This window comes from Nesterenkonia halotolerans, from assembly GCF_014874065.1.
GTDB lineage: Bacteria > Actinomycetota > Actinomycetes > Actinomycetales > Micrococcaceae > Nesterenkonia > Nesterenkonia halotolerans.
In genome coordinates this window covers 2,205,241-2,230,811 of the sequence record NZ_JADBEE010000001.1, presented here as the reverse complement: position 1 = coordinate 2,230,811, position 25,571 = coordinate 2,205,241, and the positions used below count along the sequence as shown (strand labels likewise).

Below are 25,571 nucleotides of genomic sequence, written 5' to 3'. Positions count from 1 at the left end.
TGTCTGGGTACAGGTGAAGCCCGGTCCCACGAATGGGGACCGGGCTTCAACCCTTAAATTGTGTCCGGCGGCGACCTACTCTCCCACACACTCCAGTGTGCAGTACCATCGGCGCAGTGGGCCTTAGCTTCCGGGTTCGGGATGGGACCGGGCGTTTCCCCCACGCTATGACCGCCGTAACTCTAGAACAACACCGCATCCCACACCACCACACACACCACTACTGGTGCTTACTGTGGTGGGGTACCACGATGTCGTAAACCTAAACTCACAACAACACTCTTCACTTATACACACCCCAACAATCACTTGCCGGGGGGTGTGGTCTGACCTGACCCACACCACCCACGGGCTCATCAAAGAGCCCCCAGGTGTTATGGGGTTGTTGGCAGAGAACCGCCTAGTGGACGCGAACACGCAGTGTTCCAATGAAACTTCACCGAGCACCACAAATTGATGTGTGGTGTAAGTGATCGGCTTATTAGTACCAGTCAGCTTCACGCATTGCTGCGCTTCCACATCTGGCCTATCAACCCAGTAGTCTAGCTGGGAGCCTTCACACCCGAAGGTGACGGAGATCTTATCTTGAAGCCGGCTTCCCACTTAGATGCTTTCAGCGGTTATCCATCCCGAACGTAGCTAATCAGCGGTGCACTTGGCAGTACAACTGACACACCAGAGGTTCGTCCGTCCCGGTCCTCTCGTACTAAGGACAGACCTTCTCAAATCTCCTGCGCGCGCAGCGGATAGGGACCGAACTGTCTCACGACGTTCTAAACCCAGCTCGCGTACCGCTTTAATGGGCGAACAGCCCAACCCTTGGGACCAACTCCAGCCCCAGGATGCGACGAGCCGACATCGAGGTGCCAAACCATGCCGTCGATATGGACTCTTGGGCAGGATCAGCCTGTTATCCCCGAGGTACCTTTTATCCGTTGAGCGACGGCCCTTCCACACGGTGCCGCCGGATCACTAGTCCCAACTTTCGTTCCTGCTTGAGCTGCCGCTCTCACAGTCAAGCTCCCTTGTGCACTTACACTCGACACCTGATTGCCAACCAGGCTGAGGGAACCTTTGGGCGCCTCCGTTACTCTTTAGGAGGCAACCGCCCCAGTTAAACTACCCACCAGGCACTGTCCCTGGACCCGATCAGGGCCCGAAGTTAGATGCCTAACAACACCAGAGTGGTATTTCAACGATGACTCCACAACCACTAGCGTGGCCGCTTCACAGTCTCCCACCTATCCTACACAAGTGATGTCAAACACCAATACCAAGCTATAGTAAAGGTCTCGGGGTCTTTCCGTCCTGCTGCGCGTAACGAGCATCTTTACTCGTAGTGCAATTTCGCCGAGTCCACGGTTGAGACAGCGGGGAAGTCGTTACTCCATTCGTGCAGGTCGGAACTTACCCGACAAGGAATTTCGCTACCTTAGGATGGTTATAGTTACCACCGCCGTTTACTGGGGCTTAAATTCAGAGCTTCGCCACAAGTGGCTAACCCTTCCTCTTAACCTTCCAGCACCGGGCAGGAGTCAGTCCGTATACATCGTCTTACGACTTCGCACGGACCTGTGTTTTTAGTAAACAGTCGCTTCCCCCTGGTCTCTGCGACCACCACCAGCTCACCAAAGCAAGCCTGGATCACCAGGGTGGTCCCCCTTCTCCCGAAGTTACGGGGGTATTTTGCCGAGTTCCTTAACCGTGGTTCTCTCGATCGCCTTAGTATTCTCTACCTGACCACCTGTGTCGGTTATGGGTACGGGCGGTACAAGCCCTCGCGCCGATGCTTTTCTTGGCAGCATAGGATCACTGAATCCCCCACCAAAGTGGGGGCCCATCAAGTCTCACCCATATAACAAGTCCCGGATTTACCTAGGACTCGGGCTACATTCTTAGACCCAGACAACCATCGCTGGGCTCAGCTACCTTCCTGCGTCACACCTGTTAATACGCTTGGCTCCCCGGTTCAGGTCCTGCGCTCCTCGTACACGTCAGATCCTCGAAAGGACCTGCTCTAGCACGATTCGGGCAGTTAGTATCACCAGATCACCATGGGCGGTCTTATACCGGTACGGGAATATCAACCCGTTGTCCATCGACTACGCCTGTCGGCCTCGCCTTAGGTCCCGACTAACCCAGGGCAGATTAGCTTGACCCTGGAACCCTTAGTCATTCGGCGGACACGTTTCTCACGTGTCTTTCGCTACTCATGCCTGCATTCTCACTCGAACACACTCCACAGACGAGCTTACGCTGCTGCTTCACCGCAGTGTTCGACGCTCCCCTACCCATCCAGTCCGCAAGGGACTAAATGCCACAGTTTCGGTGGTGTGCTTGAGCCCCGCTACATTGTCGGCGCGGAATCACTTGACCAGTGAGCTATTACGCACTCTTTCAAGGGTGGCTGCTTCTAAGCCAACCTCCTGGTTGTCTAAGCAACTCCACATCCTTTCCCACTTAGCACACGCTTAGGGACCTTAACTGGTGGTCTGGGCTGTTTCCCTCTCGACCATGAAGCTTATCCCCCACAGTCTCACTGCTGCGCTCTGACTTGACCGGCATTCGGAGTTTAGCTGACGTCAGTAACCTTGTAGGGCCCATCGGCCATCCAGTAGCTCTACCTCCGGCAAGAAACACGCAACGCTGCACCTAAATGCATTTCGGGGAGAACCAGCTATCACGGAGTTTGATTGGCCTTTCACCCCTACCCACAGCTCATCCCCCCAGTTTTCAACCTAGGTGGGTTCGGTCCTCCACGCGCTCTTACACGCGCTTCAACCTGGCCATGGGTAGATCACTCCGCTTCGGGTCTAGACCCAGCGACTCAAACGCCCTATTCAGACTCGCTTTCGCTACGGCTTCCCCACACGGGTTAACCTCGCCACTGAGCACTAACTCGCAGGCTCATTCTTCAAAAGGCACGCCATCACACCCCTAAAGGATGCTTTGACGGATTGTAGGCACATGGTTTCAGGTACTATTTCACTCCCCTCCCGGGGTACTTTTCACCATTCCCTCACGGTACTGATTCACTATCGGTTAGTAGGTAGTATTTAGGCTTACCAGGTGGTCCTGGCTGATTCACACAAGATTCCTCGAGCCTCGTGCTACTCGGGATACATCTACAGGCCGGCGGAACGCATTACGACTACGGACTCACACCCTCTACGGCGAAGGACTCAACCTTCTTCGTCTATACGCCCGCACCTCAACCCTGAGGACTGGTAGATCCTCAACGAAATGTCCCACAACCCCGATCACGCAACCCCTACCAGGTATCACACGCAACCGGTTTAGCCCCATCCGCTTTCGCTCGCCACTACTCACAGAATCACTACATTGTTTTCTCTTCCTGTCGGTACTGAGATGTTTCACTTCCCGACGTTCCCTCCAACCGGTCTATACATTCAACCGGTGGTCACACACCATCACAGCATGCGGGGTTTCCCCATTCGGAAATCCTGGTATCAACGCTCGGTTATCAACTCCACCAGGCTTATCGCAGATTCCCACGTCCTTCATCGGCTCCTACTACCAAGGCATTCACCATGCGCCCTAAAACACTTACGACCGCCATCACAGTAGCTGCGATGACACTCAAAATTAAGCGCTCGACTAAAAATTGACACAAAAAACACTGACCACACCAAAGGCGTGACCAGCATGATTCGAGTATTTTGTTCAAAAGAACAAAGATGCTCGCGTCCACTATGCAGTTCCCAAACAACAACCCCCACCACCATCACCAACCCCGAAAACGGGGCCGGCTACCTGAAGCCGAGGGCCAGATCATGAAACAACCATTGTTGTCTCAGGACCCAACAGTGTGCCAAGCACCATACACAAAAGCACCAGCTCTCTTCCCGACCCGTGAAACCACAACACTCAAAAGAGCGCTGAAGACGGGCGTACCGGAGAAACCAGTGCCAAGTACATGATGACGATTCGTTGATATTCCACCCTTGAGCAAACCACCAGTCACACGAACGGCGACATGAAGTGGCGGACCCGACTCGGGTCCAGCTCCTTAGAAAGGAGGTGATCCAGCCGCACCTTCCGGTACGGCTACCTTGTTACGACTTAGTCCCAATCGCGAGTCCCACCTTCGACGGCTCCCCCCACAAGGGTTAGGCCACCGGCTTCGGGTGTTACCCACTTTCGTGACTTGACGGGCGGTGTGTACAAGGCCCGGGAACGTATTCACCGCAGCGTTGCTGATCTGCGATTACTAGCGACTCCAACTTCACGAAGTCGAGTTGCAGACTTCGATCCGAACTGAGACCGGCTTTTAGGGATTAGCTCCACCTCACAGTATCGCAACCCATTGTACCGGCCATTGTAGCATGCGTGAAGCCCAAGACATAAGGGGCATGATGATTTGACGTCGTCCCCACCTTCCTCCGAGTTGACCCCGGCAGTCTCCCATGAGTCCCCACCATAACGTGCTGGCAACATAGGATAGGGGTTGCGCTCGTTGCGGGACTTAACCCAACATCTCACGACACGAGCTGACGACAACCATGCACCACCTGTGAACCGACCCCGAAGGGAAACTGCATCTCTGCAGCGGTCCGGTCCATGTCAAGCCTTGGTAAGGTTCTTCGCGTTGCATCGAATTAATCCGCATGCTCCGCCGCTTGTGCGGGCCCCCGTCAATTCCTTTGAGTTTTAGCCTTGCGGCCGTACTCCCCAGGCGGGGCACTTAATGCGTTAGCTACGGCGCGGAAAACGTGGAATGTTCCCCACACCTAGTGCCCAACGTTTACGGCATGGACTACCAGGGTATCTAATCCTGTTCGCTCCCCATGCTTTCGCTCCTCAGCGTCAGTAACAGCCCAGAGACCTGCCTTCGCCATCGGTGTTCCTCCTGATATCTGCGCATTTCACCGCTACACCAGGAATTCCAGTCTCCCCTACTGCACTCTAGTCTGCCCGTACCCACTGCACACCCGGGGTTGAGCCCCGGGCTTTCACAGCAGACGTGACAAACCGCCTACGAGCTCTTTACGCCCAATAATTCCGGATAACGCTCGCGCCCTACGTATTACCGCGGCTGCTGGCACGTAGTTAGCCGGCGCTTCTTCTGCAGGTACCGTCACTTGCGCTTCTTCCCTGCTGAAAGCGGTTTACAACCCGAAGGCCGTCATCCCGCACGCGGCGTCGCTGCATCAGGCTTTCGCCCATTGTGCAATATTCCCCACTGCTGCCTCCCGTAGGAGTCTGGGCCGTGTCTCAGTCCCAGTGTGGCCGGTCACCCTCTCAGGCCGGCTACCCGTCATCGCCTTGGTGAGCCTTTACCTCACCAACAAGCTGATAGGCCGCGAGTCCATCCAAAACCGATAAATCTTTCCACCAGCACCCCATGCGAGGACTGGTCGTATCCGGTATTAGACCCAGTTTCCCGGGCTTATCCCAGAGTTAAGGGAAGGTTACTCACGTGATACTCACCCGTTCGCCACTAATCCAACCGTGCAAGCACGGTCTTCATCGTTCGACTTGCATGTGTTAAGCACGCCGCCAGCGTTCATCCTGAGCCAGGATCAAACTCTCCATTAAAAAATTAATAAGAGATCAGCATCCACACCCAACAATAAGAAGAACCAGACCTTGCCAGAAAAACAAGGCCCTCACGATTCCACCATCATTGATCACAGACACCGGAATGAATCCTTGGCTAAATTTGCGATCATCACCACGGGGGTGGTAATGTCGCTGTTATAACCAAATAAATAATTTGGTATCAACAAACTTGGCACACTATTGAGTTCTCAAACAACAACCGCTACCGGCACCATCAAGAAGTTTATGTTTTCTTGAATCGCTCCGAAGCAACTTTTCAAGCTTACCAACAAGCTTTCGCTTCGTCAATTCGATGTTTCCATCGAGTTTCTCGATGAACGCATCAGAATCTTTGACGCCAGACCGTTCCTTGATCTTCGTTCCTGCAAGAGCTGCTGGAGCGAAGCCGAACTTGTCGTCTGCGCGGTTCTCAACTCTACGTCCTGGTGTCTGACTGAGTCAACTCGAGGCTGACCCAGGTTCAACACCGGATTCACCGGAGTTTCGAACCCTTCCCCGAACGAATCGGTGAAGGAAAGCTATGTGGTTTTCAATATCTGCTCGGCCGCTGCGGTCCGCTTCACGCTTTTCCGCTGCGCCCTTGAGCACGAGATGAGACTCTACCAGCACTTTTTCGGCTTTGTAAACTCCACCTCAAAATCCGCCTGAGGAGGGGGTTCAGGTCTCGCTCTGCAGGAGCATCGAGGGCCGGAAGACCCAGCGTCCCTCCCAGCGATGGAACAGCTCCAGCGCTTCGGTCAGCATCGCCACATGGAAGAAGACCGAATCGATTCCAGCGCCCTCCGCATCGCTGTTCCGGTAGCCCTGCAGCAGGGACTTCGTCACCTGCTCGTACCAGAGGCCGAAGTCCACGGGATCGAGACTCCCCCCATCAGGGCCCTCGGTGCCCGGGGCGGCGTGAGCCGTCTCCATCACCAGATCGGCCAGGGACATCAGCAGAGTGACGACATCGCGCATCGGCAGCGCATGATCCACCATCCCGCCATCTTCATCGACGATCCATCCTCGCTCAGACCCTCCCTTGCGGAGTCGCTCGGTGCTGAGGTCTCCATGGATCTTCTGCAGGGTCATGACCTGGTCGGCGTCGCGCAGCTGCCGCTTGAGCAGGTCCACCACCTCGGCCAGATCGGTGGCCTCGGATTCATCGAGGTCCGCCCGCACCTGGGCCCACTGGTCCTGCAGCGCCTTCGCGGCGCCATCCACCATGGCGTTGAGCTGGCCAGAAGTCTGCGGATAGGCGCCGAAGGTGGCGGCGAGGTCGGCATGGAAGTCTCCGAGGATCTCGCCGAGTTCAGCGGCCTCTTCGGTGAAATCAGACCCGGTGCTCAAGGCCCTTCGGGTCAGCGCTGCGGCATCGGGGGCGCCGAGGGCGGCTTCGCGGATGATTCCCAGGTCGCCTGAGACCCACCGCAGGTCCCCCGCGGCGCCGGTCGGCTCCGGCCAGCTGCCGGTCACCACTCCCAGGACTCTCGCCACCGTGGTGCTGCCCGTGCGAGCCATCCGCATCACCGTGTCGAGCGTCGCGGCACGCTGATGCGCGGGTCGGCGAATGAAGTCGACCACCGTCTCCCGGGCCACATCCTCATCGGACTCCGCAGCGATGACCGCGGTTCTCGTCGCGCCCGGGCCCTTCGTCTCCACCGGGGTGCGCTGCAGCTTCGCCGTGAAGGCCGGCCAGGTGTCAAAGTCCCCGAAGGCCTCTCCACGGGATCTACCGTTGCGACTGCCCTGCTGACGGCGCGCCATCTCATGCCACGCGGCGAGGAATGCCCGGTCCCGGGCACCGTCATAGACCCACAGCTCACCCGCGGGACTGCCGAGTCGGCCGATCAGCGCCGTCTTGCCTGCCAGTGCCGAAGGTCGGCTGCGCAGCGCCATCGGCACTGCCACCCGTTCCACACCGCCGGTGTGCGCGACGTCGAAGAGGTGCATCTCCAGATGCAGACCCTGGTCGGCGTCGCCGCTGGGAGCCGGAAGGCGCAGGCCTCCCACACGGGTGATGGCACGCCGGGCCGGGGCGACCGGGAACCACTCCTGCTGGGAGAGCCAGGTCCCCACAAGATCCCGGAACCCCGGCTGCTCCTCTCCTCGAAAACGCGTCATCTACTGACGCGCTCCCTGACGGCGCATGGCGATCTCGTAGAGGCTGATGCCCACCGCCATCGAGGCGTTCAACGATTCTGTCGCCGAGGTGATCGGGATCGACACGATCTGGTCGCAGGTCTCGCGCACCAGGCGGGAGAGCCCCTTGCCCTCCGAGCCGACCACGATGATCACCGGCTCCGTCGCGAGCTCGATGTTCTGCAGCGAGATATCTCCCCCACCATCGAGCCCGAGCACGAAGAATCCCAGCTGTTTCGCCTCTTTCAGCGCCTGTGTGAGGTTCTTGGCCCGAGCCACCGGGATGCGCGCGGCAGCTCCGGCGGAGGTCTTCCATGTGGTGGCCGTGACCCCAGCGCTGCGGCGTTCCGGGATCAGGACCCCATGAGCCCCGAAGGCAGAGGCGGCGCGCAGCATCGCGCCGAGATTGCGCGGGTCCGTGATGGAATCGCAGGCGAGAAACAGCGGCTGGTCCGGGATATGACCCTTGGCCGCGCGCTCCAGCTCGTCCTCGGCGAGATCAATGACATCTGCGTAGTCATAGGGTTCCAGCAGCAGCGCCAGTCCCTGATGCACTGCCCCACCGGTGGAGTTGTCCAGCTGCCGGCGATTGACCTCTCTGACGCGAATGCCCTGTTCGGCGGCATACTGCAGCGCTTCACGCACGCGGCCATCGGATTCCACGTCGGTCGCGACGTGCAGCTCACGGGCGGGCACGCGTTCCCGCAGCGCCTCCACCACGGAGTTGCGGCCAGCAACCATGTCCTCGGCCCCGAACCCTGAACCGCGCTGGCGTGTTCGGTTCTCGCTGGTCTTGGATGCCGCACGCTCGGAGAGCATCTTCTGTCGGTGCGCCTTGTGGTACACCCGGTCCTCTGCCTTGGGCGTCGGACCTTTTCCGCGCAGGGCACGGCGGCCCTGTCCACCGGAGCCTGTCTGCGGACCCTTCTTCTCTCTGCGGATCGCAGCCGATTTCGGCCGTGAGTCTTTCGCCATGTTCAGCCTTTCCTCGCCCCTGTGGCGGGGCTGGTGGTTGAACTCGCACGGGCCAAGGCCCAGCGAGTCCCTTCTCTAGAGTCTTCGAGTGCGACGCCGGCTGCAGTGAGTCGGTCACGCACGGCATCGGCGCGGGCGTAGTCCTTGGCAGACTTCGCCTCCACCCGCTCGCGCAGCAGGGCCTCGACGAGTTCGGCCAGGGCCGATTCGGAGGCGGCATCCCCCGACTGGTGACTTTCCGGGACGTCGGTGAGTCCCAGCACAGCCACCATGGTGGTCACGGCTGCGGCGCGCTGCGCCACGGTCTGGGAGTCCCCTGCATCGAGGGCGATGTTGCCGGACCGGACAGTCTCGTGCAGCACCGCCAGCGCCTGCGGCACATTGAGATCGTCGTTCATCGCTGCGGCGAACGCGTCGGGCACCGGCTGGTCGGCTCCGGGTGTTCCCGCGGAGTGATCCTGGGCAGCTCGCTCCAGGAAGGTCTCGATGCGCTCAACGGCGGCGGCGGCCTCGGTCAACGACGTCGGCCGGTAGTCCAGCTGGGAGCGGTAGTGCGCCTGTCCCAGGAAATAGCGGACTGCACGGGGCCTGCCTGCGCGGAGCATCTCCTCGGGCGAGATGGTGTTTCCCACCGACTTGGACATCTTCTCCCCGGCATAGGTGACCATGCCGTTGTGCAGCCAGAACCGGGCGAAGCCGTCACCGGCAGCTGCCGACTGGGCGAGCTCGTTCTCGTGATGCGGGAAGCGGAGGTCCAATCCGCCGCCGTGGATGTCGAAGGTGCTCCCCAGATACTTGGTGGCCATGGCGGAGCACTCCACGTGCCAGCCTGGACGACCGGGACCCCAGGGGGCGTCCCACCGGGCGGTGGCGGGATCCGTGTCCTTCTGGCCCTTCCACAGCGCGAAGTCTCGCGGGTCACGCTTCCCGCGCGGGTCCGCATCACCGGCGTCCTGCATATCCTCGGCGCGCTGGCGAGTGAGTTCGCCGTAGGAGGGCCAGGAGCGGACGTCGAAGTAGACGTCGCCGGACCCATCCTCGGCGGGATAGGCATGTCCGGCGTCGATGAGCCGTTGGATGAGGGTGAACATCTCGGTCATATGACCGGTGGCACGCGGTTCGTAGCGTGGCCGCCGAACACCGAGCGCGTCGTAGGCGGCGTGGAATGCCTGTTCAAAGCGATAGGCCAGCGCGAACCAGGGCTCGTTCGCCGGGTAGTCCGACGTCGCGACGTGGTCCTGCTGGGAGGAGGCCGCTGACTTCTCCAGGATCTTGTCGTCGATGTCGGTGACGTTGCGGACGCTGAGCACGTCGAGGCCGGTGTGCTCCAACCAGCGGATGAGGATGTCGAACGCGACGGCGGAGCGCACGTGACCCACGTGCGGGCGACCCTGGACGGTCGCTCCGCAGTAATAGAGCGACACTCGGCCGGGCTCCAGGGGCTCGAAATCTCGAACTGTCGCCGTCTTGGTGTCGTAAAGTCGCAGTGCCACCTCGCCAGCTTATCTGCTCAGTGGTTCACAACTGGTAGACGACCGCCGTGGCCGTGGCCAGGATGCCCTCGCCGCGTCCGGTGAAGCCCAGCCCGTCCGAGGTGGTGGCGCTGATCGCGACCGGCGCTCCGACGGCGCCGCTGAGCACCTTTTCGGCCTCCGCGCGGCGCGGCCCGAACTTCGGGCGCCGGCCGATGAACTGGACTGCGAGCGACCCGATGCCGAATCCCTCGGCGCGCACGATGCGCGCGGCCTCGGCGAGAAGCTGCGCCCCGGAGGCTCCACGAAGCTCGGGTCGCGCCGTCCCGATGGTGTCGGCGCCGAAGTGGACGCCGAGGTCGCCGACGCCGGCGGCGCTGAAGAGGGCATCGCAGCAGGCGTGCGCCACCGCATCACCGTCGGAATGTCCGGTCAGTCCCTGCAGGTCCGGCCAGAACAGGCCGGCAAGCCAGAGCTCGCGCGGCTCCTCCGCGGGGGCGAAAGCATGCACATCATGGCCGATCCCGACGCGGGGCAGGACGACCTGCGGCATGGACGGCTGCTCCGGGGACGCGTGAGCCAGGTGCGCCTCGGCCGAGATGAGGTCAGACGGTGTGGTGATCTTCACCGCCAGGTCGGAACCCGCGACGATGCTGACCTCCACGCCCATGTCCTCGGCGATCATCGCTTCATCTGTCAGCGCCTCGGCGTCGTCCTCGGCCATCCCTCTGGTGTGTTCGAACGCTCGCTGCAACAGCTCCCAGGTGAACCCCTGCGGAGTCTGCACTGCCCGCAGTGCAGCCCGCGGGACGGTCTCCACCACGCGCTCGGTCTGGGCATGCTGCGGTGCATCGGGATGCACCCGTTTGATCGTGTCCGTGACGGGTCTTGCCGGGACGACGGCGGGGGCTCCTGACTCCACGGCGGAGATGACCTGCGCGTAGACCTCCTGCGGGGTCAGCGCGCGCGCCGCATCGTGGATCAGCACGGTGGTCGCAGCGGGGCTCCAGTCTGCGTGGGCGACGGCGCGCTCCAGCTCATCGAGGCCGGCGCGCACGGAGCCGGACCTGCTGTCTCCACCTGGTGTGGAGTGCACCGGTACTCCGGTATCAGCACTGAAGCCCCGTCCCAGTGCGTCGAGCTCGGCGAAGCTGGCATCGTCTCGAGGAAGCACCAGGATCACCGCGTCGAAGGGAACCGTGAGCTCTCCCAGCCGATCAAAGACATGCGCCAGGATCGGTCGACCTGCCAGGTGCACCCGGGCCTTGGGCATTCCGCGGCCGAGGCGCTCTCCACTGCCAGCGGCCACAACGATGAGCGCCCGGCGCGCTGGGACAGGAGATCCTGTCCCGGCGCCCGGGCGACTCATCGACGATGCTTCTTGGTAAGCCACCGTGACAGTGGGCGCGGCCTGGGGGCCCACCCGTGACGTGCTTATTCTGCGACCTTCTCAGGCTCTGCCGGGGTCGGAGCCTCATCGAGGACCTTGTCCAGCAGCTTGGCCGCCTCTTCTTCATCGAGCTTCTTGGCAAGTGCCAGCTCGGAGACCAGAATCTGCCGGGCCTTGGCGAGCATGCGCTTCTCTCCAGCGGAGAGACCACGATCATTCTCCCGACGCCACAGATCACGGACGACCTCGGCCACCTTGTTCACATCGCCTGAGGCGAGCTTCTCCAGATTGGCCTTGTACCGGCGTGACCAGTTGGTGGGCTCCTCGGTGTATTCGGCGCGGAGCACGTCAAAGACATGCTCCAGGCCTTCCTGCCCGACGACATCGCGCACACCGACCAGGTCGACATTGTCTGCAGGAACCTCAATGGTGAGGTCTCCCTGGGACACCCGGAGCTTGAGGTACATCTTCTCTTCGCCGCGGACAGTGCGGGTCTTGACTTCTTCAATCGTGGCCGCACCGTGGTGCGGGTAAACGACAGTCTCGCCGACCTCAAAATTCATGTAATTATTCCCCTTTCCCGAACCTCAGTTTATCACGCGTCACAATCCTCGCCGCGTGTCGCTCCGGTTTCCTTCTGCGTCACCGCCTAAGCTTCGCCGACATCTGATTTCGACATCCTGTAGAATTGGCGGAAGACCAAAACCATCGCGTGAGCTGAGATTCCTCCGCTGACGTGGACGTCATCTGCGTGGCAGTCGAGGTCCGGGACGACGAACGCTCTCCTGGACCGGCCTGCATCGCACCAAGATCGTGAGGAGACTCGCCACGTGAAGTTCTCAGCTGAGACAGCCCGCCGCACCGCAGCGGCATCCCTGGCGGCCGCCGCCCTCCTGGGACTGACGGGCTGCAGCTTCTCCAACCTGCAGGCCACGACCATCGAGTACTCGGCCTCGGACGGCTCCAGCGCGGAGTTCAACGATGTGAAGTTCCGCCACATGGCCTTCGTCACCCGCGGTGAGGACAACCCGGCACGAGTCATCGGCACACTGAGCAACACCGGCCTCGAGGACGCCGAGGTGGAGATCGCCTCGGACTCGGAGACCATCATGGTCACCGTGCCCGCGCGTGAGATCGTCTCCCTGGAACATGACGAGGAGATCGTCGTCGAGTCCTTCGAAGGTGCCCCCGGGTCCATGCACGACGTCACGGTGAGCGTGGACGGTGAGTCCGCCGAGCTGGAGACCGCAGTCTTCGACGGCGTGCTTCCCGAGTACCGCGACCTGGTTCCCGGCGGCTATGACGAGACCGTGACGGATCACCTCGAGCACGGTCCCGACACCTATGGCAGCGGAACCTCGCACCACGACCCCAACGAATCCGGCCACTGAGCCGGGGACCGCTCCGGCCCGCCGTCGAGCCGAGCAGGTCCACGCAGTTTCAGCAGAGGAGGGGCCCGGTCACCGTGACCGGGCCCCTCTTCTCATGCGCAGAGCAAGGAAGCTCGAATCAGCCGGCGCTGGTGGCCTCGCGGAGCAGCCGGCGCAGGCGCTGCGGATCGATCTTCCAGAAGTCCTTGACCTGCCCATTGACGCGCAGCACCGGAATCTCCTCTGAGTAGGCGTCCAGCAGACTCTGGTCCTCGGTGATGTCGAGCTCATCGGGCTCGAGCCCGAATTCCGCGCAGACCTCGCGTGCGGTGCGCATCGCGTCTTCGCACAGATGGCATCCCTGCCTGGTGAGAACTTCAACCTGAACCGGTGCTGGCACAGCATCTCCCTGCTCCGAGGATCGGCGTCCTTGGTCTGTTTCTTCTAGAACCTGAATCTATCTGGTGTCCCGGCTGCTGGGACTGTCTCCTGGTCAGAGACGAAGGAACCCCGGCCGCCTGATGGCTGCCGGGGTTCCTTCACGCTTCCAAGAAGACTATTTCTTGTTGCGGCGCTGGTGGCGAGTCTTCCGCAGGCGTTTGCGGTGCTTCTTCTTCGCCATGCGCTTGCGGCGCTTCTTGATCACTGAGCCCATGGGGTGCAGTCCTTGTCTGTAGGTAAACAACGAGAAAAAGGTCTCGGAACAGTGTAGCGGCTACGTGGTGCAGGCACAGAATCGTCGACTGGCGCCCCGCGCGGGCGGGGATCAGTCGAACCAGGGGTCCAGTCCGTAGAGCGGGAAGATCTCCTTGCGCGTCTGCATGACCGCACGATCCACGGCGTCGGACGGGTCGTATCCCAGTTCCCAGGAGCGCCACCACAGCTGGGCGTCGTCGCCCATGGACTCCGGCGTCTCGACCTGGTACTTCTCGCGCACATAGTCTCTCCAGCGCTGCGGCACGGGGGTGTTCAAGCCGATGGGCATGCCCAGCGCGACGGCGCTCAGGTGGGTCCAGCTGCGGGGAACCACGGTGTGCACTGCGTATCCGCCTCCCCCGGTGGCGATCCACCGCCCCTCGCAGTGTTCGTCCGCCAGGTGCTCGATGTCCAGCGCCGTCTGGCGGTGGGCGTCCACACTGAGCTGCAGGTCGCTGAGCGGATCCTCGCGGTGTGAATCACAGCCGTGCTGGGAGAGGATGACCTCGGGTTCGAAGGCGGCGACCAGCTGCGGAATCACCGCGTGGAAGGCCCGCAGCCAGCCGGCATCGCCGGTGCCCTCGGGCAGCGCGATGTTCACCGCCGAGCCCTCCGCGCCGGGTCCGCCGGTCTCATTGGGAAATCCGGTGCCGGGATACAGGGCGACCCCGGTCTGGTGGATCGAGATGGTCATCACCCGCGGGTCGTCATAGAAGATCGACTGCGTTCCGTCCCCGTGGTGGGCGTCGACATCGATATAGATGACCCGGCTGATTCCCTGGTCGAGCAGGTGTTGGATGGCGATGGCGGAATCGTTGTACACGCAGAATCCTCCGGCCCGGGAGCGGCCGGCGTGGTGCATTCCGCCGGCGAAGTTCACCGCGCGCACCGCTGTGCCTGCGAGCAGCGCCTGGGCACACTGGTAGGACCCGTCGGCGATCCGTGCCGCACCGAGATGGATCTCGCTGAAGACGGGGGTGTCTTCGGTGCCCAGGCCGTGCTCCGCCGCCGCGCTGCCGTGCTCGGCGGCCGCCTTCACGGCCGCGATGTACTCGGGGGTGTGGACGGTCCCGAGCACCTCATCCGAGGCGACCTGGGTCTTCAGAAGCCGCATATGGGGAGCGCTGAACAGCTCGAACTCTTCGCAGAGCTTGGCCGTGAGCTCCAGGCGGACCGGGTCCATGGGGTGGCTGGAGTTGAAGCGGTAGTCGAGCAGGGCGTCGTCCCAGACGAGGACGGCAGGAAGTTCGGCCACGGGGCCCTCCTCAGGCGTGGTCGGCGAAGTACTCCAGCTGGGAGACGTCTCCCGAAACGATGATGGTGTCGCCAGCTGAGACGAGGGTGTCGGGCTGGGCATAGACGAAGTCCTTGCCGGGGGACTTCACGCCCACGACGTTGACCCTGTGTCGGCTGCGCGGCTGGCACTGGTCGATCGTCTTGCCGTGCAGCTCGCGCGGTGGACGCATCTTCACGATCGCGAAGTCGTCGTCGAACTTGATGAAGTCCAGCATCTGTCCCGAGACCAGGTGGGCGGCGCGCACGCCGGCGTCGTGCTCGGGGTAGATCACGTGGTGGCAGCCGATCCTGGTCAGGATCTTGCCATGGGTGGGGTTGATGGCCTTGGCCCAGACCTGGCTGACTCCGAGGTCCACCAGGTTCGCGGCGATGAGCACCGAGGACTCGATCGAGGTGCCGACCCCGACGACGGCGGCGTCGAACTCCTGGGCGCCGACCTGGCGCAGCGCCTCGATGTCGGTGGCATCGGCTTCGACCACGTGGGTGAGCAGGTCGGCGTACTTCTGCACCAGGCCGCGATCGCGCTCCACGGCCAGGACCTCCTTGTTCTGCGTCACGAGCTGCTCGCTGAGCGCGATGCCGAAACGGCCGAGCCCCACGACGAGGACCGGCTTGTTGCTCTGCGGATTCTGCTTGCCCACTGATGCGTCCTTTTCGCGAAATGCGTACTCAGCCGCTGGGCTGAGCCTGAAAGTGCTGACTCCAGGGTAAACCCCTGCAGGGTGCTCTCCAGCACACTCAGCCGATCATCGGACGTCCCTCCGGGTAGCGGTAGCGAACCCGGCTGCGCTGGCGCACGGTCAGTGAGGCGGCGAAGGTGATGATCCCGACGCGGCCGGCGAACATCAGCGCTGCCAGCACATAGAGCCCCTCCGGGGGCAGGTCTGCGCTCAACCCGGCGGTGAGCCCGACGGTGGCGAAGGCGGAGATGGACTCATAGAGCGGGCGCCCCATGTCGAGTCCGGTGATGTACATGAGCCAGACGGTGGAGATCAGCACCAGCGTCGCACCCATGGCCACCACCGAGACCGCAACCCGGACGGCCGAGGCGGGGATGGTGCGTCCGTGGGCGGTGGACTCGGCGTCGCCGCGGGCCTCCGCCAGGAAGGCGAGCCAGATCACCGCGATGGTGGTGACCTTGATGCCCCCGGCGGTCGAGGCTGAGCCGCCGCCGGCGAACATCAGCGCGTCGGAGATCAGCATGGTCTCCGAGTTCTCCATATTGGACTCCACCACGGAGAAGCCGCCGGAGCGCATGTTCACCGAGGCGAACAGGGAGTTCTGCACCTTCTCCCAGACGCTCATCTCGCCGATGGTGTTGGTGTTGGACCACTCCATGATTCCGTACAGCAGCGCCCCGACGACCAGCAGCAGCAGCGTGACCTGCAGGGTCAGCTTGGTGTGCAGGCTCCAGCGGCGCACGTGCCAGCGGTTGCGCCAGAGCATGAACAGCACCGGGAAGCCCAGGCTGCCCAGGAAGACGCCCGCCATGATGGTCCAGATCACCACCGGATCAGCGCCGAAGCCGTCAAGGCCTCCGGAGTGCACCACGAAGCCGGCGTTGTTGAAGGAGGAGATGGCGTAGAACAGGCCGTGCCACACGCCGCTGGCCAGGTCGTCCTCGAGATGGATGAAGCGTGGGATCAGCACCATGGCCAGGGCCGCCTCCACCACTGCAGAGCAGATCACGACGGTGCGGATGACCTGACCGGTCTCCCCCATCGCACCGGTGGAGATGCCGCCCTCCTGCGCCACGAGCCGGGTGCGCAGCCCGAGGTTGCGCGTCACCGAGATCGCCAGCAGCGCCGCGATGGTGATGATCCCCAGTCCGCCGACCTGGATGCCGATGAGGATGACGAGCTCGCCGGCGAAGGACCAGTGATCGGCGGTGTTCACCGAGGTCAGACCGGTCACGGTCACGGCGGAGGTGGCGACGAAGAGGGCGTCGTGGAATTCCGGGGAGCGCCCCGCGACGGTGGACCAGGGCATCATCAGCAGGGAGGCGAAGACGGCGATGGTGACCGCGAAGATCATCATGGCGGCACGGGCCGGCGATGTGCCGGTGAGACGCCTGAGTCCCTGCCTCAGTCGGGCCCTGAGGACACCCTCGTTTCCGCTGCTGCGCTCTGTGCGCGTGTCCCTCGCCATGGCCACTACTGTATTCCTCTGTTCATGCCGCGCTGCACACCATCAAGACTCGCCCCTCGGAGGCGCTGGACCGGGTGTTCAGCGTGCGTTCCGCAGCTCGTCGGTGATCTCTGCCGAGCGGGTGGCGCTGGCGGTCACGGCGGCGGCCACCGCCGCAGGGAAGCCATGCTCATCGAAGGCGTCGATCGCGCGTTCGGTGGTGCCATTGGGTGAGCAGACGGCCTTGCGCAGCGCTGCTGCGTCTGCTGTGCCGTCGCCGGAGACCAGCATCTTGCCTGCGCCGTAGACCGTCTGCGCGGCGAGATCGGCGGCCAGTGCGGGGTCAAGCCCGAGCCGGACGCCGGCCTCGGCCATCTGCTCGGCGAGGTAGAAGGCATAGGCGGGCCCGGAGCCGGAGATGCCGGTGAGCGCGTCGATCTGGGACTCCTCGATCACGTGCACGGTCCCACAGGCGGCGAGCAGGTCCTGCACCCGCCGCGTGTCGCTCTCACTGGCATGGGTCCCCGGAACCAGACCGACCACTCCGAGTCCCACCGACAGCGGGGTGTTGGGCATGGAACGGATGACCGGCTGTCCCTGCCCGAGGGCGCCCTGCAGCATCTCCACACTGATCGCGGCGGCCACCGAGACGACGACGGCGTCCGGCTTCAGCGAGTCCGCGATGGACCCGGCGAGGTCGACGATCCCATGGGGCTTGACCCCGAGGAAGATGATGTCCGCCTGTCCGGCAGCGATCTGGTTCGCCTGCGGGTCCTCGGCCTCAGCCAGCACGGTCACTCCGTGCTCCTGGGCGCGGGCCTGGGCGGTGGCGGTGCTGCGCGTGGTCGCGACCACGTCCTCGGGCTGCACAGACGAGGCCAGCAGGCCCGCCAGGATGGCGCCGTTCATCGAGCCCAGCCCCAGCATGGCGACGCGCGGAGCGGCGGTGGGTGCGGGGTTCTGCTGCGGTGCTGCGGTGCTGCTCATGCTCACTCCTGTCCGAGGTGTTTGCGGGCGAAGGCGAGGGACTCGGCCAGCCAGCGCTCCCGATCTCCCACATTGCGGGCGGTGCGGGTGGCCACTTCAACAGCGACCACACCGGTGAATCCGGACCCGGCGAAGTCGGGCTTGGCCAGAAGCTGCATCGCTTCCGCCACACGCTGTTCACCCTGCCCAGGGATGAGGTGATCATCCTTGAAGCCGTTGGACCAGCCGTCGGTCAGGTGCACATGGCGCAGCCGCTGACCGAGCGCGGACACCGCCTCGTAGGAGTCCGCCTCGGCGGTGGCCGCATGCGAGAAGTCCCAGGTCACGTGCGGATAAGGCTGATCCACCGGATCCCAGTGCGGCAGGTACATCGTGGCCTCGCGTCCGCCTGCACGCCAGGGGTACATGTTCTCCACGGCGAAGACCACCCCGGTCTCTGCCTCCAGCTCGGCGATCCCCTCGGCGAAGCCCTCCGCATAACCGACCTGCCAGCGGAACGGCGGGTGAGCGACGACGACGCCGCAGCCGACCTCCTGGGCGAGGGCGGCGCTGCGCTTGAGCTTGTCCCAGGCGGAGCCCCAGACCTGCTGGGTGAGCAGCAGCGTGGGTGCATGGATGGCCATCACCTGCAGGCCGAAGCGCCAGGACAACTCGTTGAGCGTGGAAGCCTGCTGGGATTCGCTGCGGTGGGTGACCATGACCTCGACTCCGTCATAGCCGAGGTCATCGGCGATGGAGAAGCCTTCGGCGACCCCCAGCGGGTAGACCGAGGAGGTGGACAGTGCCACCGGAATGCGTGGCAGCTCGTGCGCCGGGTGCGGCTGGACGTCCTCAGTGGGCATGTTCCACCGCCGCGGCCGCCGTCGGGCGGCCACCGGGGACGTCGCCGCGCGAAGGTTTGCGCAGCTCTCGGCCGAGATTCACATGCCCGACTCCGGGTGCGGCGGGGACCTGCACAGCGCCCTCGCGGACCAGAGAGTCCAACCGGCGCAGGATCAGGCCTTCACGCAGCGCCCAGGGGCAGATCTGCAGCTCCTCGATGCCGAAGACCTTCATCGCCTGCTCGGCGACGAGGGAACCCGCGAAGACCTGCCGGGCGCGCAGCGTGGAGACGCCGGGAAGCTCTGCACGCTCCTCGGCCGTCATGGAGCCCAGCCGCTTGGCCAACGGCTTCAGCTCTGAATGGGTGAGGGACCGAGGCACGTAGGGCCCGGCCGCCGAGGGGGCGGCGCCGGTCATCCGGGCCAGCGAGCGGAACGTCTTGGAGGTGGCGAGCACCTCGGTGTGTTCGCTGAGCACCGGGAACTCCCGGCGGGCCGCCTCGAGCTCCTCACGGATGTAGCTCTTCAGCGCCTTCGCCTGATCCTTGCTCGGCGGGTCCTCGCTGAGCCAGTCACGGGTGAGCCGGCCAGCGCCCAGGGGCACCGAGACCGCGGTGGAGGGCAGCTCATCGCGCCCGTAGGCGATCTCGAAGGATCCGCCGCCGATGTCGAAGTTGAGGATATCTCCGGCGCTCCAGCCGCGCCAGCGTCGGGCCGCGAAGAAGGTCATGGCAGATTCCTGGGCGCCGCTGAGCTCGGTCAGCTCCACTCCGGTCTCGCTCACCACGCGCTCCAGGACTGCCTCTCCGTTGGCCGCCTCGCGCAGGGCCGAGGTGCAGAAGGAGAGCAGATCCTCGGCTCGGTGTCGCGCGGCGAACCGAGCAGCCTCGGCGATGAAGCCGATCAGCTCCGCCTGACCCTCATCGGTGATCGCGCCCTGTTCGTCCAGGTGCTTGACCAGGGAGAGCGGTCGCTTGTGGGAGGCGAAAGCCTCAGGCTTCGCTCCCAGGTGGGCATCCACCAGGAGCAGGTGCACGGTATTGGAACCGATATCCAGCACGCCCAGACGCATCAGGTGACTCCTCGGTTAGGATCCGGTCTTCGCCGTCGTCTTCTTGGCTGGAGACTTCTTCGCAGCGCTGCTCTTCTTCGCCGGGGACTTGGCGGTGGACCGCTTCGCGGCAGGCTTCGACGCTCCGGGCTTCTTCGGGCCCGCGGCACGCTTCTCCGCCAGCAGCGAATAGGCATGTTCCTTGGTCAACGTCTCCAGAGAGACGCTGCGCGGCACCGTCACGTTGGTCTCGCCGTCGGTGACGTAGGGGCCGAACCGTCCGTCCTTGACCACCACCTGCTTCTCCGAGGTCGGATCAGCGCCGAACTCGGCCAGCGGCGGCACAGCTGCACGCCGGCCGCGCTGCTTGGGCTGGGCGTAGATCGCCTTCGCCTCCTCCAGCGTGATGGTGAACATCTGCTCCTCGGTCTCGAGCGAGCGCGAGTCCGAACCCTTCTTCAGATACGGCCCGAACCGACCGTTCTGCGCGGTGATCTCCTCGCCGTCCTCGTCGGTGCCCACCACGCGGGGCAGCGAGAGCAGCCGCAGGGCCTGCTCGAGATCGACCGTCTCGAGGGTCATGTCGCTGAGCAGCGACCCGGTTCTGGGCTTCTCCTTGGCCGGCTTCTTCTTCGGCTTGGGCTTGCCGTTCTTGTAGTACTCGGTGGGCAGCGACTCCATATAGGCCTCGAGCTGCGCCTCGGTCATCTCCTCGATGACCTCCGTGACGTAGGGCCCGTAGCGACCGTCCTTGGCCACGACCTCGCGTCCGGTCTGTGGATCAAGGCCGAGCACCCGCCCGGAGTATTGTGCCTGTTCGAAGAGCTCCTCAGCCTTCTCCACGGTGAGCTCATCGGGGGCGAGGTCCTGGGGAAGGTTGGCCCGCTGGGGCTCCAGCTCGCCCTCCGCGGTGACGACACCGTCAGGGTTGGGACGCTCCAGGTAGGGTCCGTAGCGACCCACCCGCAGGTTCACGCCTGGGGCGATCTCGATGGAGTTGATGGCTCGGGCGTCGATCTCGCCGAGGTTCTCCACCACGTGCTTGAGCCCGTCCACGCCGTCCTGGGCACCGAAGTAGAAGCCCTGCAGCCATGCTTCGCGCTCGATCTCGCCGCGCGCGATCTGGTCGAGGTCCTCCTCCATCCGGGCTGTGAAGTCATAGTTCACGTACTTCCCGAAGTGCTCCTCGAGAAGCCGGATCACGCTGAACGCGGTCCAGGAGGGGATCAGCGCCGAGCCGCGCTTGGTGACATAGCCGCGGTCCATGATCGTGGAGATCGTCGGAGCGTAGGTGGAGGGGCGCCCGATCTCGCGCTTCTCCAGCTCGGCCACGATCGTGGCTTCGGTGTAGCGGGCGGGCGGCGTGGTCTCATGTCCTTTGGCGTTGACCTCGCGGCCGGTCAGCCGCTCCCCGGTCTCGAGCTTGGGGAGCCGCTTATCGGCCTTCGCCGACTTGGCGTCCTCGTCCTCACCGGTGCTCTCGCGGACCTCTTCATAAGCGGCGAGGAACCCGGGGAAGGTGATGACGGTGCCGGAGGCGCCGAAGGTGGCGGTGGTCCCGGCCATGGAGCCGCCGGAGACCTGGGCGCTGAGCCGGACCGAGGCGGTGAAGCCCTTGGCGTCGGACATCTGCGAGGCGACTGTGCGCTTCCAGATCAGCTCGTAGAGCTTGAATTCGTCCTTGGACAGCTCGCTGGCCACCTGGCCGGGAGTGCGGAAGTGGTCTCCGGAAGGGCGGATGGCCTCGTGAGCCTCCTGCGCGGTCTCGTTCTTCTTCGAGTAGTAGCGCGGGCTCGAGGGCGCGTGATCGGCCCCGTAGAGCTCGGTGATCTGCCGACGAGCAGCCGTGATGGCTTCATTCGAGAGCGTCACCGAGTCGGTACGCATATAGGTGATGTAGCCGTTCTCATACAGCCGCTGGGCGACCTGCATCGTCGCCCGGGAGGAGAACCGCAGACGGCGGGAGGCCTCCTGCTGCAGAGTCGAGGTGATGAAGGGAGGCTGCGGCTTTCGGGAGTACGGCTTGTCCTCCACCGAGTCCACGGTGAACTGGGCATCGGTCAGACCGGCGGCGAGGGTCTCTGCCGCCTGCTGGTCCAGCACGCTGACCTCAGTCTTGGAGCGCGAGGACTTGAGCTCGCCGCGATCGTTGAAGTCAGAGCCGGTGGCCACACGGGCGCCGTCGACCGCATTGAGCTTGGCGGTGAACTCTTCTGAAGCTGAAGTGGTGAAGCTGCCGGAGAGGTCCCAGTAGCCAGCAGGCACGAAGGCCATCCGCTCGCGCTCGCGCTCCACCACGAGGCGCGTGGCCACCGACTGCACACGACCGGCGGAGAGACCCTTGCCGACCTTGCGCCAGAGCACCGGGGAGATCTCGTAGCCGTAGAGACGATCCAGGATGCGCCGCGTCTCCTGCGCGTCGACGAGGTCCTCGTCGATCTGCCGCACGTTGTCCAGGGCGCGGGTGATGCCTTCCTTGGTGATCTCCGTGAAGGTCATGCGGTAGACGGGGACCTTGGGCTTGAGCACCTGCAGCAGGTGCCAGGCGATGGCTTCACCCTCGCGGTCGGCGTCCGTCGCGAGGTAGAGCTCGGAGGCTTCCTTCAGCGCGCGCTTGAGCTCGGTGACCTTCTTCTTCTTGGAGTCCGAGATGACGTAATACGGTTCGAAGCCGCCGTCGGGGTTCACGGCGAAGCGCCCGAAGGGGCCCTTCTTCATATCGGTGGGCAGCTCCGAGGGCTGTGGCAGGTCACGGATATGCCCGGCGGATGCGTCCACGATGAACTCATCGCCAAGATACTTGGCGATGGATTTGGACTTCGCCGGGGACTCGACGATGACGAGTTTCTTGCCTTCGGGCACTGATCTCCTTGAGGAATTCTTGCGGTGCAGTCTCGGGGCATGAGCAGCGGGCTGGCCGTCGAGTGCTCAATATATCAGCGAGCACAACACGCCGACGCCGCAGGAATCAAGACCGCGTGAGGTATCCCTCCACATAGAGCTCCAGCGTCTCGGTGCGCAGAGCCTGCTCGAGATCCGCGCCGTCTGCAGGCTGATCATCCATGAGCGAGGCCACCGCCGTGGCCAGCTGAGCTGCGGCGAACTCGCCGTCGGCGGCGCCCAGCAGACCTGCCGCTGCGCTGGAGACCGGGCGGCTCCGCCGCAGGCCGGCGCCCTGACGTGCGACGATCACCTCCGGGTGAACGGCGCCGAAGCGCTGATGGCGCTCCTCGGTGACATCACCGGCCACGACGAGCGCCGAGTCGAGCACGGCTTCAGCGTCTCGCGCCACCGCCTCGGCCCGGGCGACCGTGCCGCCGATCACCGGTCCCAGCGGCTGGTCCACGGGACCGCTGATCTCCTCGAAGCGACGCCAGGGATTCATCATTGCGGCGTCGGCAGCGGATCGCCGACGCATCCAGATCATGCCGAATCCCACGGCCTCGACACCTCGCGAGTCGAAGTCCTGCAGATACGCGGCATAGCGGAGACGGTACTGCGCGATGTCACGCTCGGTGGAGGCGTCCCGGAGCCAGGTCTCGGCATATTCGTCGGCGTCCTGCTGATCACGCTGGATGAACCAGGCATCCACGGGGGCCTCGCCCTCAAGCTGCTCACACCACAGCCGGGGACGCGTGTCCCAGTCGGCGCCCTCCGGGATCTCCCAGTTCCCCAGCAGCTGGGCTGTGCCGCCGTCGCTGAGGAACCGCGGCAGCTGGCTGATCAGCTCCTCCATGAGCAGGTCCCCGCGACGGCCGCCGTCCCGGTAGGTGTACCGGGCCGCGGGATCTTCATCCGCGGGGCGTGGGGTGATCACAAAAGGAGGATTCGAGACGATCAGGTCAAAGGTGCGCTCGGCCACCGGGTCGAAGAGGCTGCCCACGAGCAGCTGCACCCGGGCGCCGAGGTTCTCGGGATCGAGCCGCAGCTCGGGCGCGTTGAGCAGCAGGTTGAATGCGGTGAAGTCGAGCGCGCGGGCGCTCAGGTCGGTGGCGACCACGTGTTCAGCGTGGTTCAGCAGGTGCATCAGCTGGATGCCGCAGCCCGTGCCGATCTCCAGCGCCGTGCTCACCGGGCGTCGGTGGATCGAGGCGGCCAGGGTCAGGCTCGCCCGGCCGATGCCCAGCACATGCTCTGCCGGGAGCGCCCCCTGCAGCTGGTGGGACGAGAGGTCGCTGGCGACCCAGAGGTCGGCCACCCCGTCCTGCTGCTCCGCCTGGTAGGGCCGCAGATCCACGCTGGGGCGGCACAGCTCGCCGTCGTCGTGCGCCTGAGCCTGCACCAGCTCGAGCCGGAGCAGTCCCTGGATGCCGGTCCGCGGCAGCGCCTGCTCAACCTGGGCGACGGTGATCTCCATGCCGAAGAGCCACAGTCCAGAGAGCACCGCGGCGGGCTCGGCTGGCAGCGAGTCTGCGGCGGCGGCGTCAAGCAGCTCCTGCACGCGCAGCTGACCCGGCACGAACTGATCACGGTCCAGCGCGGAGAGGACCTCCTCGCCGAGAAGCCCGGCGAGGTGATCATGGCTGAAGCCTGCGGCGCTCAGGTCCGCGCGCAGGGCGGCCACGAGCGTCGTGTCGGCGCGCGGGGCTGGCGGTGCCGACGTCGCTGCAGGTCCCGGCATCGCCGCGGGTTCCTGCGCTGGTGCGGGTCCCGGCGCTGGGGCGCTCATGGGCGGCGCACCTTCTCCAGCAGCCCGGTGTTCGGATGGGCCGGGTCTTGCTGCAGCCGCACTTCGCAGGTGCGGCAGCGAGTGGTCTCCGGGATGTGGCGGCACTGATCGCAGTAGAGCTGCAGGGTGGAGCAGCCTCGGTCCATACAGTTATAAAAGGTGCTGGTGGGGCTGCCGCAGTGGGTGCACTCACCGATGGTCTTGGACTCTGCGGAGAAGCGGGTGTTCATCCGGGAGTCGAAGACGTAGAGCTCGCCCTCCCAGAGGCCCTCGTCGCCGAAGGTCTCTCCGTAGCGGACGATCCCGCCGTCGATCTGATAGACCTCTTCGAAGCCGCGGCGTCGCATCAGCGAGGAGAGCACCTCGCAGCGGATGCCTCCCGTGCAATAGGTGACCACTGGCTGATCCTTGAGGTGGTCATACTTGCCGGAGTCGAGCTCGGCGATGAAGTCCCGGGTGGTCTCGGTCTCCGGCACGACGGCGTTCTTGAACCTGCCGATCTGCGCCTCCATGGCGTTGCGTCCGTCGAAGAAGGAGACCTCCACGCCCTCGGCGCGCTTCTGCTCCACCAGTTCATGGACCTGCTCCGGCTTGAGATGCACCCCGCCGCCGACGACGCCGTCGGAGTCGACCTCGATCTCATCAGGGACTCCGAAGGCCACCACCTCGGGACGGACCTTCACCGAGAGCCGGGGGAAGTCCTCCGCCCCGCCGTCGGACCACTTGAAGGTCATGTCTTGGAAGGGCGCATAGGCCCGGGTCTGCTTCACGTACTGCTTGACGGCCTTGATCTCGCCGCCGACAGTCCCGTTGATGCCCTGCGGGGAGATGAGGATGCGACCCTTCAGGCCAAGCTCACGGCAGAGGGTGTGCTGCCACAGTTTCACCGCTTCCGGATCGGCCAGCGGAGTGAAGGTGTAATACAGGACTATTCGGGACATGCTCACCCCTCAAGGATAGTTCTGCACAACATCTTTATGAACTCGTTGTCCCTGCCCCTCACGGTGGAGCGC

17 protein-coding genes and 3 rRNA genes are annotated in these 25,571 nt (G+C 63.9%); 1 reads left to right on the top strand and 19 read right to left on the bottom strand.

Annotated features, from left to right (window positions below):
• Nucleotides 1-62: 62 nt before the first annotated feature.
• The 8 genes from rrf to H4W26_RS10085 form a co-directional block, all read right to left on the bottom strand.
• Nucleotides 63-179 (bottom strand): 5S ribosomal RNA (gene rrf, locus H4W26_RS10120).
• A 282-nt stretch (nucleotides 180-461) separates the two neighbouring features.
• Nucleotides 462-3,573: ribosomal RNA gene (locus tag H4W26_RS10115) — 23S ribosomal RNA — on the bottom strand.
• A 461-nt stretch (nucleotides 3,574-4,034) separates the two neighbouring features.
• Nucleotides 4,035-5,559, bottom strand: a 16S ribosomal RNA gene (locus H4W26_RS10110).
• Together the 16S, 23S and 5S rRNA genes form the textbook arrangement of a ribosomal RNA operon.
• Nucleotides 5,560-6,240: 681 nt before the next feature.
• On the bottom strand, nucleotides 6,241-7,686 hold the full coding sequence (locus H4W26_RS10105) for a maltokinase N-terminal cap-like domain-containing protein (protein ID WP_192591913.1): 1,446 nt from the start codon (nucleotides 7,684-7,686) through the stop codon (nucleotides 6,241-6,243).
• Entirely contained in the window at nucleotides 7,687-8,679 is a 993-nt protein-coding gene (gene rlmB, locus H4W26_RS10100) for a 23S rRNA (guanosine(2251)-2'-O)-methyltransferase RlmB (protein WP_192591912.1), read from the bottom strand.
• 2 nt (nucleotides 8,680-8,681) lie between these two features.
• Nucleotides 8,682-10,172: a cysteine--tRNA ligase gene (gene cysS / locus H4W26_RS10095; protein WP_192591911.1), complete on the bottom strand. Its 1,491-nt coding sequence runs from the start codon at nucleotides 10,170-10,172 to the stop codon at nucleotides 8,682-8,684.
• Nucleotides 10,173-10,197: 25 nt separating this feature from the next.
• Nucleotides 10,198-11,520: a 2-C-methyl-D-erythritol 2,4-cyclodiphosphate synthase gene (gene ispF / locus H4W26_RS10090; RefSeq protein WP_192591910.1), complete on the bottom strand. Its 1,323-nt coding sequence runs from the start codon at nucleotides 11,518-11,520 to the stop codon at nucleotides 10,198-10,200.
• A 65-nt stretch (nucleotides 11,521-11,585) separates the two neighbouring features.
• Nucleotides 11,586-12,104: a CarD family transcriptional regulator gene (locus H4W26_RS10085; protein ID WP_192591909.1), complete on the bottom strand. Its 519-nt coding sequence runs from the start codon at nucleotides 12,102-12,104 to the stop codon at nucleotides 11,586-11,588.
• Nucleotides 12,105-12,371: 267 nt separating this feature from the next.
• On the opposite strand from H4W26_RS10085, the gene H4W26_RS10080 reads away from it, so the two are divergent.
• Complete coding sequence (locus H4W26_RS10080; protein ID WP_192591908.1) at nucleotides 12,372-12,932, top strand: hypothetical protein; 561 nt, start codon at nucleotides 12,372-12,374, stop codon at nucleotides 12,930-12,932.
• Nucleotides 12,933-13,050: 118 nt separating this feature from the next.
• Here the strand turns inward: H4W26_RS10080 and H4W26_RS10075 are convergent, their stop codons facing one another.
• The 11 genes from H4W26_RS10075 to trhO form a co-directional block, all read right to left on the bottom strand.
• Nucleotides 13,051-13,311 carry a glutaredoxin family protein gene (locus tag H4W26_RS10075; RefSeq protein ID WP_192591907.1) on the bottom strand — a complete coding sequence of 87 codons (261 nt, stop codon included), beginning with the start codon at nucleotides 13,309-13,311 and terminating at the stop codon, nucleotides 13,051-13,053.
• A 156-nt stretch (nucleotides 13,312-13,467) separates the two neighbouring features.
• A complete protein-coding gene (locus tag H4W26_RS10070; protein ID WP_081652675.1) occupies nucleotides 13,468-13,566 on the bottom strand; it encodes a 30S ribosomal protein bS22 in 99 nt (32 codons plus the stop codon).
• 111 nt (nucleotides 13,567-13,677) lie between these two features.
• Complete coding sequence (locus H4W26_RS10065; RefSeq protein WP_318779831.1) at nucleotides 13,678-14,862, bottom strand: acetoin utilization protein AcuC; 1,185 nt, start codon at nucleotides 14,860-14,862, stop codon at nucleotides 13,678-13,680.
• 10 nt (nucleotides 14,863-14,872) lie between these two features.
• Nucleotides 14,873-15,544 (bottom strand): potassium channel family protein, encoded by a 672-nt coding sequence (locus H4W26_RS10060; RefSeq protein ID WP_192591905.1) that lies wholly within the window; start codon nucleotides 15,542-15,544, stop codon nucleotides 14,873-14,875.
• A gap of 97 nt (nucleotides 15,545-15,641) precedes the next feature.
• Nucleotides 15,642-17,051 (bottom strand): TrkH family potassium uptake protein, encoded by a 1,410-nt coding sequence (locus H4W26_RS10055; protein WP_192591904.1) that lies wholly within the window; start codon nucleotides 17,049-17,051, stop codon nucleotides 15,642-15,644.
• Between the two features lie 78 nt (nucleotides 17,052-17,129).
• Nucleotides 17,130-18,017: a pyrroline-5-carboxylate reductase gene (proC, locus tag H4W26_RS10050; protein WP_192591903.1), complete on the bottom strand. Its 888-nt coding sequence runs from the start codon at nucleotides 18,015-18,017 to the stop codon at nucleotides 17,130-17,132.
• Nucleotides 18,018-18,019: 2 nt separating this feature from the next.
• Nucleotides 18,020-18,859, bottom strand: coding sequence for a sugar phosphate isomerase/epimerase family protein (locus H4W26_RS10045; RefSeq protein WP_192591902.1), 840 nt, complete (start codon nucleotides 18,857-18,859; stop codon nucleotides 18,020-18,022).
• Entirely contained in the window at nucleotides 18,849-19,910 is a 1,062-nt protein-coding gene (locus tag H4W26_RS10040) for a Ppx/GppA phosphatase family protein (RefSeq protein WP_192591901.1), read from the bottom strand. Before H4W26_RS10040 ends, H4W26_RS10045 begins: the two co-directional genes overlap by 11 nt.
• A 15-nt stretch (nucleotides 19,911-19,925) precedes the next feature.
• Complete coding sequence (gene topA / locus H4W26_RS10035; RefSeq protein ID WP_318779830.1) at nucleotides 19,926-22,751, bottom strand: type I DNA topoisomerase; 2,826 nt, start codon at nucleotides 22,749-22,751, stop codon at nucleotides 19,926-19,928.
• 106 nt (nucleotides 22,752-22,857) lie between these two features.
• The gene (locus H4W26_RS10030) at nucleotides 22,858-24,558 is read right to left on the bottom strand and encodes a DUF7059 domain-containing protein (protein WP_192591900.1); all 1,701 of its coding nucleotides are present in this window, start codon (nucleotides 24,556-24,558) and stop codon (nucleotides 22,858-22,860) included.
• A complete protein-coding gene (gene trhO, locus H4W26_RS10025) occupies nucleotides 24,555-25,505 on the bottom strand; it encodes an oxygen-dependent tRNA uridine(34) hydroxylase TrhO (protein WP_192591899.1) in 951 nt (316 codons plus the stop codon). The genes H4W26_RS10030 and trhO overlap by 4 nt, the downstream gene beginning before the upstream one ends.
• Nucleotides 25,506-25,571 lie beyond the last annotated feature (66 nt).

Coding starts and splice junctions, on each gene's coding strand:
- H4W26_RS10105 (WP_192591913.1), bottom strand. CDS start 7,686: ATGACGCGTTTTCGAGGAGAGGAGCAGCCGGGGTTCCGGGATCTTGTG.
- rlmB (WP_192591912.1), bottom strand. CDS start 8,679: ATGGCGAAAGACTCACGGCCGAAATCGGCTGCGATCCGCAGAGAGAAG.
- ispF (WP_192591910.1), bottom strand. CDS start 11,520: ATGAGTCGCCCGGGCGCCGGGACAGGATCTCCTGTCCCAGCGCGCCGG.
- H4W26_RS10085 (WP_192591909.1), bottom strand. CDS start 12,104: ATGAATTTTGAGGTCGGCGAGACTGTCGTTTACCCGCACCACGGTGCG.
- H4W26_RS10070 (WP_081652675.1), bottom strand. CDS start 13,566: ATGGGCTCAGTGATCAAGAAGCGCCGCAAGCGCATGGCGAAGAAGAAG.
- H4W26_RS10055 (WP_192591904.1), bottom strand. CDS start 17,051: ATGGCGAGGGACACGCGCACAGAGCGCAGCAGCGGAAACGAGGGTGTC.
- proC (WP_192591903.1), bottom strand. CDS start 18,017: ATGAGCAGCACCGCAGCACCGCAGCAGAACCCCGCACCCACCGCCGCT.
- H4W26_RS10045 (WP_192591902.1), bottom strand. CDS start 18,859: ATGCCCACTGAGGACGTCCAGCCGCACCCGGCGCACGAGCTGCCACGC.
- H4W26_RS10040 (WP_192591901.1), bottom strand. CDS start 19,910: ATGCGTCTGGGCGTGCTGGATATCGGTTCCAATACCGTGCACCTGCTC.
- H4W26_RS10030 (WP_192591900.1), bottom strand. CDS start 24,558: ATGAGCGCCCCAGCGCCGGGACCCGCACCAGCGCAGGAACCCGCGGCG.